The sequence below is a fragment of the Algoriphagus sanaruensis genome, assembly GCF_001593605.1.
Classification (GTDB): domain Bacteria; phylum Bacteroidota; class Bacteroidia; order Cytophagales; family Cyclobacteriaceae; genus Algoriphagus; species Algoriphagus sanaruensis.
Genome location: NZ_CP012836.1, coordinates 2,079,494 through 2,093,091, shown reverse-complemented (window position 1 = coordinate 2,093,091; position 13,598 = coordinate 2,079,494). Strand labels below are relative to the sequence as shown.

The 13,598-nt window shown below is 37.6% G+C and carries 10 protein-coding genes; 2 read left to right on the top strand and 8 right to left on the bottom strand.

The window, feature by feature from the left end:
- Nucleotides 1-89: 89 nt before the first annotated feature.
- Nucleotides 90-476, top strand: a complete 387-nt coding sequence (locus AO498_RS09185; RefSeq protein ID WP_067546382.1) for a response regulator — start codon at nt 90-92, stop codon at nt 474-476.
- On the opposite strand, the gene AO498_RS09180 is transcribed toward AO498_RS09185, so the two are convergent.
- The 8 genes from AO498_RS09180 to AO498_RS09145 all read right to left on the bottom strand — a co-directional run bounded on the left by AO498_RS09180 (nt 473) and on the right by AO498_RS09145 (nt 12,025).
- Nucleotides 473-1,579 carry a serine hydrolase domain-containing protein gene (locus AO498_RS09180; RefSeq protein ID WP_102135888.1) on the bottom strand — a complete coding sequence of 369 codons (1,107 nt, stop codon included), beginning with the start codon at nt 1,577-1,579 and terminating at the stop codon, nt 473-475. The two genes, AO498_RS09185 and AO498_RS09180, sit on opposite strands and share 4 nt — an antisense overlap.
- Nucleotides 1,580-1,584: 5 nt before the next feature.
- Complete coding sequence (locus AO498_RS09175) at nt 1,585-3,087, bottom strand: S10 family peptidase (protein ID WP_067546376.1); 1,503 nt, start codon at nt 3,085-3,087, stop codon at nt 1,585-1,587.
- Nucleotides 3,088-3,165: 78 nt separating this feature from the next.
- Nucleotides 3,166-4,452 (bottom strand): metal-dependent hydrolase family protein, encoded by a 1,287-nt coding sequence (locus AO498_RS09170; RefSeq protein WP_067546373.1) that lies wholly within the window; start codon nt 4,450-4,452, stop codon nt 3,166-3,168.
- 128 nt (nt 4,453-4,580) lie between these two features.
- Nucleotides 4,581-5,018, bottom strand: coding sequence for a GNAT family N-acetyltransferase (locus AO498_RS09165; RefSeq protein WP_067546370.1), 438 nt, complete (start codon nt 5,016-5,018; stop codon nt 4,581-4,583).
- Between the two features lie 103 nt (nt 5,019-5,121).
- Complete coding sequence (locus AO498_RS09160) at nt 5,122-7,032, bottom strand: polysaccharide biosynthesis protein (protein WP_067546367.1); 1,911 nt, start codon at nt 7,030-7,032, stop codon at nt 5,122-5,124.
- 466 nt (nt 7,033-7,498) lie between these two features.
- Nucleotides 7,499-8,107 carry a sugar transferase gene (locus AO498_RS09155; RefSeq protein ID WP_269465472.1) on the bottom strand — a complete coding sequence of 203 codons (609 nt, stop codon included), beginning with the start codon at nt 8,105-8,107 and terminating at the stop codon, nt 7,499-7,501.
- A gap of 1 nt (nt 8,108) precedes the next feature.
- Nucleotides 8,109-9,236: an aminotransferase class I/II-fold pyridoxal phosphate-dependent enzyme gene (locus AO498_RS09150; protein WP_335339789.1), complete on the bottom strand. Its 1,128-nt coding sequence runs from the start codon at nt 9,234-9,236 to the stop codon at nt 8,109-8,111.
- A gap of 626 nt (nt 9,237-9,862) precedes the next feature.
- Complete coding sequence (locus AO498_RS09145) at nt 9,863-12,025, bottom strand: glutamine synthetase III family protein (RefSeq protein WP_067546360.1); 2,163 nt, start codon at nt 12,023-12,025, stop codon at nt 9,863-9,865.
- Between the two features lie 233 nt (nt 12,026-12,258).
- Between AO498_RS09145 and mtaB the strand changes: the two genes are divergently transcribed.
- Nucleotides 12,259-13,578 (top strand): tRNA (N(6)-L-threonylcarbamoyladenosine(37)-C(2))-methylthiotransferase MtaB, encoded by a 1,320-nt coding sequence (gene mtaB, locus AO498_RS09140; protein ID WP_067546357.1) that lies wholly within the window; start codon nt 12,259-12,261, stop codon nt 13,576-13,578.
- The last annotated feature ends 20 nt before the right edge of the window (nt 13,579-13,598 follow it).

The window sequence follows — 13,598 nt, the reverse complement described above, 5'->3', positions numbered from 1 at the left end:
TTGATAGATTTTAAAAAAATCATTTGTCCAATAATTAGGAATAATTGTATTTTCGGAAAAGAACTGCAACACTTTGATTAAATCCGTGAATGATTCAATTTGATTCGATTTTTTTAGTGGATGACGATCCCATTAATAATTTGATAAATAAACGTCTCCTTGGAAAAATAAAAATTTCTGACTCAATCAAGGAATTTATAGGAGGTGAAGAAGCATTGGAGTTTATTTCAACAATCGATAAAAATCATTCCCTTCTAATATTTTTAGACATCAATATGCCGGTGTTAAACGGTTGGGATTTTTTAAACCGGTATCAAGAAGAATTCGCAGAACGGAACGATACCATTTTGATTTTATCCTCTTCAATAGATTTTCAAGACCGACAAAAGGCTAAAGAATACGAGTTAGTCTCTGGTTTTCTTGAAAAACCTCTAACGCTAGAAAAAATCAAATTCCATTTTGGAATAGAAGATTAACGATAAATTACCCCATAGAGTCTCTTCCAGATTTCTTCTAGCATCAAAAAAGGCACAGGAACATCCTGACTTGAGCCTCCCATCCTTACTATCACCAGATTCTCAGAAGGAATCACCATCAAAAATTGCCCATTTTTCCCCATTGCTTGATACATATCTCGTGGTGCAGATGGCGCCAATGAGCCAGGAAATTGTCTTTGGAGACCAGGGACCATATAACTCTGCTTTCCATTTAACCAAGTCAAATATCCATAGCTTTGATTGAAGGCTTGAGAGGTATTTTTTAATTGATCAAAGTAGTTCCCTTTCCACACCTGGACGCCTCCCCAATTTCCATTTGCTAAAAGGAGCAAACCAAAACGAGCAAATGAACGAGGACTAGAATAAAACACGTTATTATCGCCAGTTTTCTGCCAAAAGCCATTCATCCCAATGGCATCTCCTAATCTCGTTTTGAAGTAATCCTGAAATGATATTCCGCTTGCCTTTTCCAAAACATTTTCAAGTAGCGTATACGGAGCATTGTGATAACTCCATCGAGTTCCTGGCTTGGCTAAATACTTCAAACTTTCTGGAGAGGTATCATCCAAATTAGATACTTGATCATCCAAACCTGTAGTCATGGTCAGCTGATGAACCAGCTTAATATCTTTCTCTTGTGAGGACGTCAAACTAGTCCAACCAGCTCCTAGGTATTTCTGGGTTCGGTCTTCGATTGAAAGAATTTTCTCCGTTTCAGCAATTCCAATCAATGCAGCTGTTAATGTTTTTCCGGCGGAAGCCCAGTACCAATAGGAGTTTTCATCCATTGAGCCAAGGCCCGTCAATTTAGCTCCCCAATACTCCTCTACCACTATCTTACCATCCTTCAGAATCAAAAAGGCCCTTGTATCCTGAGTAGGTAACCAAGCTAAAAAATCAGCTAACTTTTCTCGATCCCAAGGCAATTCATCTACGGGTTTTCTTTCCCAATCACCTGAATTTGGAGGGAAATATAAAGAATTGGAGATGTTGGGATTTTGTCCTTCTGCACAGCTTGAATAAAAGACTGCACAGCCAAAAAACAAGGTAATTCGTATCCAAACTTTAAGCTGTGCAGTCATCAGAATTAGTTAAGTGTTTCCTCAATAAAATTTTTCAAATCTTCTCGAAATAGCTTTGCTGAAGGAAGATGAGTATACATCATATGACCCGCCTCATAATAGGTCATTACAATTCGATCTAGAGCTGATTTAGGCAATTCCAAATGAGAAATTGAATGTTCAACACCATGAAAAACAGTAGCTAAATCATAATAGCCATTCATGATTAAAATTTTCACATTTGGATCTTTAGATAAAGCCTCTGCCATATCAGGCAATGTGGTAACTGCCGCATCTGCACCCCAAAAATTATTTCTTTGGTGCTTCCAATCCCATTTAAACCCTTGCTTTGAGTAGGCTGATGTTGAATAAAGTAAATTCTTACTTACCCCTAAAGTACCATGAAAATAATCTAGAAAAGCCATGGTATAGGCAGGAGATATGGCATCACTTTGTGGATCTGTAAAGGCATTCGTTGCCATAGGATCTAGGTTTATACCCTTATATCTCGAATCTAATCTACCCACAGTCTCGCCCGTTGATCTGAGCAATTCTTGGAAATATTCGTTCGCATTTATTTTAAGATTTGCTCTTTCCCAAATTCTGGCCTCAATCCCTGTCAATTGTTCAAGTTTATTAGCTATCCCTTCTTTTTCTTGTGCAGAAATTCGATTTCCTTTGAAAAGAGCTGGAGCGTATTCATTTTCAGTAAATTCTCTGACTTTTTGAACAAATGAAGGCAAGTCCCCTGATTTCTCTGCCGTTTTACCATGATACCAACTTGTAGCTGCCATGGTTGGCAAATAAACGATGTAGGGTAAATCTTCATTGGGGGCAAAAAATAGCGTTCGTAAGTCAAAAACTGCGGAAACCATTATTACCCCATTAAGCGCATACCCTTTACCAAGCAAGTAATTCATGACACCAGCATTTCTAAATGTCCCATAACTCTCTCCAAGAATGTATTTCGGACTATTTAGACGATCATGCTCTTTTAAAAACTGCATGATAAAAAGACTAATGCTTCGGATATCTTGATCAACTCCCCAGAAGTCTGCACCAGCAGACTCCCCTATTGGCACGCTCAATCCAGTACCAACAGGATCCATCATGACAACATCGGCTATATCCAAAATTGAAAATTCATTATTAACCAATTGATATGGGGCAGCTTTATTGTAATTAGGGTCGTCTACCACAATTCGTTTTGGCCCCATAATGCCCATATGAAGCCAATATGAGGAAGAACCGGGGCCACCATTGTATGCAAAGACAACTGGGCGATCTTTTCCTGCACCTTCTTTGAAATAAGCAGTGAATCCAAATAAGGCAATCGGTTTATTATTTTCATCCTTCAACTCTAAGGTACCTGCTTTTGTACGAAGAGGAATAACCTTCCCTTCGATCGTCACAGATTGTTTACTTTCGAATACCTGAGCCTTTGGAAATGATTCTGATGGGCTTTTTTCATTTTGAGCAAATGAAAAAGTGGACCATAAAATCAATATTACCAGCAATTTGATTTTCATGACTTATTTGATTTAGTAAGTGAACAAACGTTTAAAATCAATTTCAAAGAATTTTTAAATCTTTAGAGTTAATGAGACTTAATCCGCTGATTGTTTAAATACCTCACCACCCTTCATCACGAAAATGACATTTTGCATAACTGCTATGTCTTTGGATGGATCTCCTTTTACCGCAATTATATCAGCAAGCTTTCCAGACTCAATTACTCCAAGCTTATCCTCAATACCCAATAACTGGGCACCTCTTAATGTTGCAGCCTGAATTACCTCCAAATTGGGCATGCCTGCCTCTGTCAAATACAGAAATTCTCGGTAATTTTCTCCATGTGGAAATACTCCAGCATCAGTTCCAAAGGCAATCTTCACTCCTTTTTGATAGGCTCTTGCAAATGTATCCTGGATTTGAGCACCAATTCTCATCGCTTTGTCTCGTACCACTGGAGGATAATATCCCGGAATCTTTGCATATTCTGCAGCTGACATACCTGCCGTTACAGTAGGGACATACCAGGTATCCGCTTTTTTCATCATTTCCATGGTTTCTTCGGTCATTAAAGTACCATGTTCAATTGAATGAATCCCGGCTTTCACTGCTCTTTTCATCCCCTCATCTCCATGTGCATGAGCCGCTACATGAATTCCAAAATCTCTTGCTGTTTCTACTATAGCCTCTAATTCATCCTGTTGAAACTGCGGAGCTGATCCGTCCCTGGCTACAGACAAAACCCCTCCTGTTGCGGTCACTTTAATGACATCGGATCCATATTTAACTGCTTGTCTCACAGCCTTTCTTGCATCATATGGACCATTAATAACACCTTGATCAGGCCCCGGATCACCCATCAATTCTCTCTTAACTCCATTCGTAGGATCTGCATGACCTCCAGTAGGAGCGATAGATTTTCCAGCCGTATAAATTCTTGGCCCCACAACTAGTTCATTATTTATCGCATTTCTCAATGCGATATTCACTCCAGTTCCACCCATATCTCTGACAGTAGTGAATCCAGCCATTAAAGTGATTTTAGCATAAGGCAATGCCTTATAAGCTACATCTGCCTCATTATCTCTAAACCCGTCCACATATCTCGTTGGACTTGTTTGACTTTCTATGTGAACGTGCATATCCATCAATCCTGGCATCACAGTGGCATCTTTTAAATCCACCAATCGATCATTGATGCTTATTGGTTGAAATCCAGAAACGACTGAAATGATTTTTTCACCTTCAACAATAATGGACTGGTTTTCCAATACCTTGTTAGACTTCACGTCGATCAGTTTCCCTGCATGGATAATAGTCCTCTGGGCAAAAACTCCAGAAGAAAGCAGGATAAAAGAGCCTGCTAGAATTAATGATTTCATTTTATTGAGATTAGGGGGTGATAATTAAATTAAATGATATTCAATTTGGGAATCTAGGATTTAGCAAAGGATACTAGAAACGCATATAATCTCGCATCTTCCCTTCTGGATTGAAATTTAAAGGAAGATCACAAAAGAATTTCTTCAGCCTTCAATTGATAGCACCGCTCATGGATATGAAAACCAATCTTTTGGTAAAATCCAACTGCTTCTTCAGCAGAAAATAAAATTAATCTTGCAGATGGAGCTAAATCACGTGTAAATTGGATCATTCCTTTCCCTATACCCTGACCTTGAAACTCTTTAGAAACTGCTAAATCTGCGATGAAGCATCGATAACAATGGTCTGTTATTGCACGAAGTACCCCAATTATCCTTCCTTCTTTTTCTGCGGACACAATTAGGTTTGAACCTAAAATCATTTTTTCAAGAAGCAAATGATCCTCCATTGGCCGCCGTGAGGATAATCCTGACTCCTCTAAAACCCGGATAAAATCCTCCAATTTTAAACTAGGGACTTGTCGAATATTCAGTCCATTCGAATTGCTTATTTGGTGGCTATCCATCACCTATAAATCGGATTATGAAATTTAAATGAAGGTGAAATTTACTTTAATCCAATAAAAAAGCCTCTGAAATTATCCAGAGGCTTCATCTATTTTTTGAATTTTAATTCATTCGATCCAAAACCTCAAATCTCGAGGAATTAGAGATGAATTCAGGAACGATGACTTTTAAATGGCGTACCAAATCTGTCTCACTATTCTTTCCAATCAACTCTTGAAAAATCTCGATTTGGCCGTCAATTTTATGGTAAGCTGCAGGCAATACTTGAGCAATTTTGATTTTGGGATGATGGGTAATCTTTACTGTTTCAAAATCATTCAATAGTTCTTCATATAACTTTTCACCCTCCCTCAATCCTGTAAATTGAATTTTAATATCCTGGTCAACTTTCTTCCCTGAAAGTTGGATCATCTTTTTCGCTAGATCCAAAATCTTCACTGGCTCACCCATGTCGAAAACATAGATTTCTCCACCATTACCCATCACTCCCGCTTCCAACACTAACTGACAAGCCTCTGGAATTGTCATGAAGTATCTCGTGATTTCGGGATGGGTAACAGTAAGAGGTCCTCCATTTAAAATCTGCTTTTTAAACAGTGGAATAACTGATCCATTAGAACCTAACACATTCCCGAATCGAGTAGTAATAAACTTAGTATGGTATTTTTTATGGTTTCTTTCCAAATATTCATTCAAAGCCTGAACATACATCTCTGCAGCTCTTTTACTAGCTCCCATCACATTGGTCGGGTTAACTGCCTTATCAGTGGAAACAAAGACGAATTTCTCCACTTGAGATAAAACGGCTAAATCTGCAAGAACTTTGGTTCCAATAACATTTGAATGAACTGCCTCTTCTGGGTAATTCTCCATCATTGGAACATGCTTATAAGCAGCAGCATGAAAGACGACTTGCGGTTTAAATTCCCGGAAAACTTCTTTCATTTTCTTTTTATTCCGAACATCACCTAAGATAATCTTGATGGAACAATTCGGATGATGTTCTTTGAACTCTTGCTCTACATCATAAAGTGGAGATTCTGCAATATCAAGTAAGACAAGTAGCCTAGGGTGATAATATGAAATTTGTCTGCATAATTCCGATCCAATCGAACCTGCCGCCCCTGTTACCAACACTATTTTATCATGAAGATCTTCCTCAATCCTAGGATTATCAAGCACTATTTGCTCTCTACTTAAAAGGTCTTCGATTTTTATCTCACGGATTGCTCCCGCAGTCAATCCTCCATTGATCCACTGGTCAACCGGAGGGACCAAAGAGACAGAGATTTTTAGGCGTAAACATTCGTCGATAATTTCATTTTTCCGTTGAACCGAAAGGTCTCTTACAGCAATAATTAATTCTGTAATATGAAATTGTTTGGCAAGATGTTCCAAATCATTCAACCCAAAATAAATTCGTTTACCGTCAATGTGTTTTCCATCCTTCTTAGGATCATCATCCAAGAAAGCAACGATATTCATTTGGGTTTTTGAATCCCTTTTGATCGCCTCTTGCGCAATTATCCCTGCTTCCCCGGCTCCAAAAATTACTCCGTGCTTACGTTCATGTTCTGCAAAGCCATTTTTCAAATAAACGAAGAGCTCTTTTACAAGAAGTCGATAGAAAATAAGCATGAAAAGAGCTGACAAGCTAGCAATAATCAATACCGAAGTGGGAAGCAAAAACCTGTCATTCAAAAAATTCCCGTGAAAAAAATTAAGGAATAAAAACAAAACAAAATTGATCAATACTGTTTTGAAAATATTAGAGCCATCTCGAAACCCAGTATGCCTTACTATTCCCTCATAACTTCTGGTATTTTGCATTACCAAAAGACCTCCAATCATGAACGTAAAACTTCCGGCAAACGCATCGTATTGTTCAATTAACTCAAGCTCAAAATTAAATCGAACTAGGTACCCGAATAAAGCACATTGAAAAAGAATCAACGAGTCTAAAGTGGCAATAATCCACCTAGGCAAAATTTTCAAACCTGACAAAAAATTCATGGTAATGATGTTTTCAAATAGATAAAATTTTATTGGAATATTGAAATAATCCTTCTTACTGACAACAAATTAAATAAAAATTTTATTTTTCTTCAAAATTCAGAATTTTTAAATCATTTCATTGCAGATTCCACAATCTTCAAAATTGTATTTGTCGACTTTTTACTTGTTCAAATAATCCATTTTTAAGCGTGATTAAATACGTAATCAAAATAGAATTTGGATTTCTTGAAATTCAAAAAAAACTTGAACATGCATCAGAAACAAATTTTCCATGGTGGAATTAGAATCACGTGTCACCAACATTAAAATAGAAATTGTATATTTTCTATATTCCTAAAATTTAGTTTTAATCGAAAATTACAATTTGAAAAAAAACTTATATAGTAATAATACACAACTAATTTCAGTTAGTTTTTTGTAATTCTATTTCGAATTTTTCAAGCATGGTTCTAAAGCTAACGGATTAGTTGGTTCCATCAAATTTCCCAACTGTCACATGCCCTTGCTGACTTACTCCCTTTCCCAAAATCACATTCCAAAAAGTTACCACTAGAATTTTCAAATCAAGGGCGAGAGAACAATTTTGAACATACCAAATATCATAGTTAAACTTTTGCCTCCAAGAAATCGTGTTTCTGCCATTGATTTGCGCCCAGCCAGTAACACCTGGTTTGACAAGATGCCTTTTATGCTGTTCTTCTGTATAAAGCTCAAGGTATTCTACTAATAATGGCCTAGGACCAACTAGGCTCATATCCCCTCTGATAACATTAAAAAGCTGAGGAATTTCATCAAGGGAAAATTTCCTTATCAATTTTCCTAATCCAAAGACTCGTTTTTCATCAGGTAAAACCATCCCGTTTTGATCTCTTAAATCCAACATGGTTTTAAACTTTATTATTTGAAAAACAACTCCCTTATAACCTGGTCTGGATTGGTAAAAGAATGGACTTCCTTGATGATAAAAGATCAAAATTGCCGCGACTATAAAGAACAATGGAAATAAAATGATTGCCATGGAGCTGGCAAGAATTAAATCCAAAAGTCTTTTGCCAAAAGCTTTGTAAATCACATTAAGAGATTTTACTGAATTCCCTTTCTACAATTTCGAAAATCCGATATTGGTCTTGCTCAGAAAGGTTAACTGAACTTGGGAGACAGAGCCCCTTTAAAAAAAGTTGTTCTGAAACCAATCCACCATAAAAAGGAACTGTTTTATAAACAGGCTGCAAATGAAGTGGTTTCCATAAAAATCTGGTCTCAATTCCATTTTTAAAAAATTGTACTCTCAATCGATCATTGGAGAATCCAGTTACTTTTTCATCGATAATGATTGTTGTCAACCAAAAATTAGAATAAGCATCATCATATTCGGTTTGGAAAGAAATTCCAGGGAAGTCTTTAAATAACTCTCTATATCGCTGGTTGATTTGCCTTCTCTTTTGAACAAACTGATCCAACTTCTCTAACTGGGCTAGACCAATAGCTGCTGCCATATTGGTCATTCGGTAATTGAATCCGATTTCTAAATGCTGGTAAAAAGGCAAGTCTTCACGGGCTTGAGTTGAGAGATACTTTGCCTTTTCAATCAAAGAGGTATCATTTGAAATAATTGCACCCCCACCTCCAGTGGTTATTATCTTATTCCCATTAAATGAATATATCCCAAGCTTTCCAAAAGTTCCACAAAATTGACCCTGATAAGTGCTGCCCACAGCCTCTGCCGCATCTTCCAAAACAGGAATATTATATTTTGATGCGATCTCTAATATTTCCCTCATTTTGGCTGGCATCCCAAACAAATGAACTACAATAATTGCCTTGGGCTTTTTACCCAATGCTAACCTTCCTAAAATCGCATCTTCTAGAATTTCTGGATTGATATTCCAACTCTCCTCTTCACTATCCACGAAGATCGGAGTCCCTCCCAAGTAAACGATTGGATTTGCTGATGCACAAAAAGTAAAGGACTGACAAATAACTTCATCGCCTTGTCCTACACCTAATAATACCAGAGCCAAATGCAAAGCAGATGTCCCTGAATTCAAGCCAACAGTTTGATGGGATCTAAGTCTTTTACTTAGCTTGGTCTCAAACTTATTGATAAATGCCCCATTTGTCGCCAAATAGCCAGAACTAACCGCTTGTTGCAAATACAAACTCTCATTACCATCAAAAACAGGAAATGAAAGGTGAAGCATTTGGGGCATAATTTTGTAGAAAATATTTTTTCCTAAACTTACAAGCCAAGCTACAAAAACCCAACCAATTTGGAGTTAAAAATAATTTAAAGACTTAAAATTCTACATTAAGTCCAATTAACCCCATTTTATTTTGAAAAATTAGCTTTTGACTGATGCTTTTGTTTAAAATAAGATTCACATGCGAAAAAAATAAGGCTTGATTTAAATAAAAAAGGCTGTCCACCGCAGTAACAGCCTCAAAAAAATGAGAAAAGCAGCTTAACACCCATTAAGCTTTGGATGAAATAATGAGATGAATTTGAATTTTTCTTTAATAATTAGGTAAAAATGGTAATGACACCTGTTACTTTTTAGCTAAGATCGAATCTAACTTACACAAGAACTGGGGCTATCCATTTCATATTTTAAATCCTAAAGAATTACAGCGAAAGCAAAAACATGGAAAGATTGTGATTTTTCATCGCCTAAAGATTTAAAATAGTCAAAAAATACCTAGCGCTAGGTATTTTTTGATGCCTTTTTTTAGCTGAAATTTGAAATGTGTTAAGTTTTAAATCTGGCGAAAGCCAAAATGAAAAAAGGCCTTTGGAATCCAAAGGCCTTTTTTTATTACTGTTGTTGAATTAGCGAATAAAAAGCAATTCACGATATTTTACCAGAGGCCAGCTTTCGTCATCAACTAACAACTCAAGCTTATCAACTGCATATCGGATCTTATCAAAATAAGCTTCTTTTACTTCTTTCTGATATCCTTTAGCACGCTTGATAACGTCTTCCTCTTTATTTAGCTGCTTTCTAACTTCTGTCATTTCATTGACGAAGGTTCTCAAGTTAGCGATATGTTTAGACACATCTTTGATAGTATCAACTGCTGCTGAATTATCTAATCCAAGTCCTTTTAAGCCATTTGCATTTTCGATCAATTTATTTTGATAAAGAATAGCAGTAGGAATAATGTGGTTTAAAGCCAAATCACCCATTACACGGCTTTCAATTTGAACTTTCTTAATGAAAGCTTCCAATTCAATCTCATGACGTGCATGAACTTCCACGTGATTCAATACACCATGTCTTTCAAATAGCTCTTTCGTAGCCTTTTTAGTATATACATCCAAAGCTTCAGGAGTAGATTTGAAGTTATTCAAGCCTCTTTTCTCAGCTTCTTTTGCCCACTCTTCAGAATATCCATCACCTTCGAATCTGATTTTTTTAGACTCTTTGATGTACTTTCTAAGGACATTAACGATGGCAATTTTCTTCTCTTTGCCAGCATTCATTTCTTTTTCAATATCCTTATAAAGCTGCTTCAATACCTCTGCAACGATAACGTTCAAGGTCATCATTGGACCTCCACAGTTTGCAGAAGAACCTACTGCCCGGAACTCAAATTTGTTTCCTGTGAAAGCAAACGGAGATGTTCTGTTTCTATCTGTGTTGTCTAGGATGATTTCTGGGATCTTAGAAATACCCAGTTTCATATACATGTTGTCACCCTTCTCAATTTTCACATTGCCATTTTTCTCCAATTCATCCAAAAGCTCAGATAGCGTAGCTCCCAAGAATGTTGACATGATTGCTGGAGGTGCTTCGTTTGCTCCCAATCGGAAGTCGTTAGATGCAGAAGCAATACTTGCTCTCAACAAATCAGCATGATCATATACTGCCTTTACTGTTGCCACTAAGAACACCAAGAACTGAAGATTCTCACGTGCAGAATTACTTGGCTGGAACAAGTTAACACCTGTATCAGTGATCAATGACCAGTTATTATGCTTACCACTACCGTTAACTCCCGCAAAAGGCTTTTCGTGGAAAAGAACCTTCAAACTGTGCTTTTCTGCTACTTTATCCATCAAATCCATCAAAAGCTGGTTATGATCAACCGCCTTATTGATTTCTTCGAAAATAGGTGCAACTTCAAATTGACCTGGAGCTACTTCATTGTGACGAGTAGAAACAGGAATACCCAACTTGTGAGCTTCTACTTCGAAATCCATCATAAATTCCTTCACTCGGGTAGGAATGGATCCGAAGTAATGATCTTCTAATTGCTGACCTCTAGCAGGAGTATGACCATAAACAGATCTTCCAGCCATCACAAGATCAGGACGTGCAGAAAATAAAGCCTTGTCTACTACAAAATATTCTTGCTCAATACCCAAGGATGGAGTCACTTTTCTGACGTTTCGATCAAAAAGCTGGCAGATTGCAACTGCTGCTTCGTTAATCGCCTCCATAGACTTCAATAATGGAGTTTTATAATCCAAAGCCTCTCCGGTGTAAGAAACGAAGATGGTTGGGATACAAAGCGTTTTATCAAAAACAAAGATTGGAGAAGATGGATCCCAAGCGGTATATCCTCTTGCCTCAAACGTAGAACGAATTCCACCATTCGGGAAAGAAGAAGCATCTGGCTCCTGCTGTACTAATGCAGAACCTTTGAACTTTTCCATTCCAGCATACATATCAAAGAAGGAATCATGCTTCTCAGCAGTGGAACCTGTCAATGGCTGGAACCAGTGTGTGTAGTGAGTTACACCTTTAGATATGGCCCAAATTTTTACCGCAGACGCAATTTCTTCAGCTGTTGCAGGATCAATTTTGGTCCCTTTTTCGATCGCCTCCATTACCTTTTTGTAAACAGAAGGAGCGAGAGACTGCTTCATTTGAGAAGGACCAAATACATTGGTACCGAAGTAGTCTGAAATTTTTGAGGAAGGCGGAGTCGCGCTTACCCGAGGTCTTGCCTGAACCATTGCCAAGGCTTGTTGTCTCAATGTTGCCATATCTACAAGTTGTGGTTTAAGATTATACCCACAAAAATAGAAAAATATGTTTCCGAAAAAGAGATTGGCTCATTTTTGAAGTGATTTTTGAAAAAATTTCCACTTTTTTCAAAAAATGTCGATGTTTTTATAGCCTTTACCCGAAAAAAAGTATGTTTTGGGCTCCCAATTTGAAAAATTGCAATAAGACAGGGATTACTTACCTTTGCACTTCCACTAGGATTTGCTGAAAAGTGAAAAAAGTTGCCTTCTATACCCTCGGTTGCAAGCTAAATTTCTCAGAAACGTCTACTATTAGTCGTCAATTTGAAGAAAAAGGCTACCTGAAAGTCGATTTTCAGGAAAACCCAGACATTTTTATCATTAACACATGTTCTGTCACCGAGAATGCTGACAAAAAGTGTAAAAAGATCGTCAAAGAGGCTAAAAAAATATCTCCCAACTCTTACGTAGCTATCATTGGATGCTATGCACAGCTAAAACCTACCGAAATTTCAGAAATTGAAGGAGTGGATGCGGTATTGGGTGCAGCTGAAAAATTCCGACTTCATGAGCTTTTAGGGGATTTTGCCAAAGAACAAGAAGCGAAAGTCCTTGCAAGCGAAATCACAGAAGCAAAGTCCTTTAACAATGCTTTTTCTATCAACGACCGAACTCGAACTTTTCTTAAGGTTCAAGATGGCTGCAATTACGGCTGTGCATTTTGTACAATTCCTTTGGCAAGGGGTAAAAGTCGAAGCAACACGATCGAATCTGTGTTGGCCTCTGCTCGGGAAATAGCCGCAACTGATGTAAAGGAAATTGTATTAACCGGAGTAAATATCGGAGACTTTGGAATTGTAGAAGGAAAGCGGGTAGAGCGATTTGCTGATTTGGTGACTGCACTAGATGAGGTGGAAGGAATTGATCGCTTCCGAATCTCTTCCATCGAACCTAACCTCTTAACCAATGAGATCATTGAGTTTGTCTCAAAATCCAAGCGCTTCGTACCTCATTTCCATATTCCGCTTCAGTCCGGCTCAAACACTATATTACGAAGGATGGGGCGTCGCTATCTCCGCGAACTTTATGAAGATCGTGTGAGTAAAATAAAGACCCTAATGCCTAAGGCTTGTATAGGTGTGGATGTGATAGTGGGCTTTCCTGGTGAAACAGATGAGCTTTTTCTTGAAACATACAATTTCTTGAACGAGCTAAACATCTCCTATCTTCATGTATTCACCTACTCGGAGCGTGCTAATACCCGTGCAGTTGAAATGGACGGAATTGTTCCTCTGAAAAAGCGAAATGAGAGATCCAAAATGCTTCGATTCCTTTCTGAGAAAAAGAGACGTAAATTTTACGAAGAAAATCTAGGACAGACGTTTACCGTTCTTTTTGAAGAAGATGTGGAAGATGGCAAGATGCATGGCTTCACAGAAAACTATATCAGAGTAGCGGCTAAGTATGACCCGATGTTAATCAATGAGTTAAAAACAGTACAGCTTGATCAGATCAATGAATCTGGCAATGTAGAAGTTTTAGAACCAGAAATGATCTTTGAAAAACATTGATCCATAAGCCACCTTTTTAG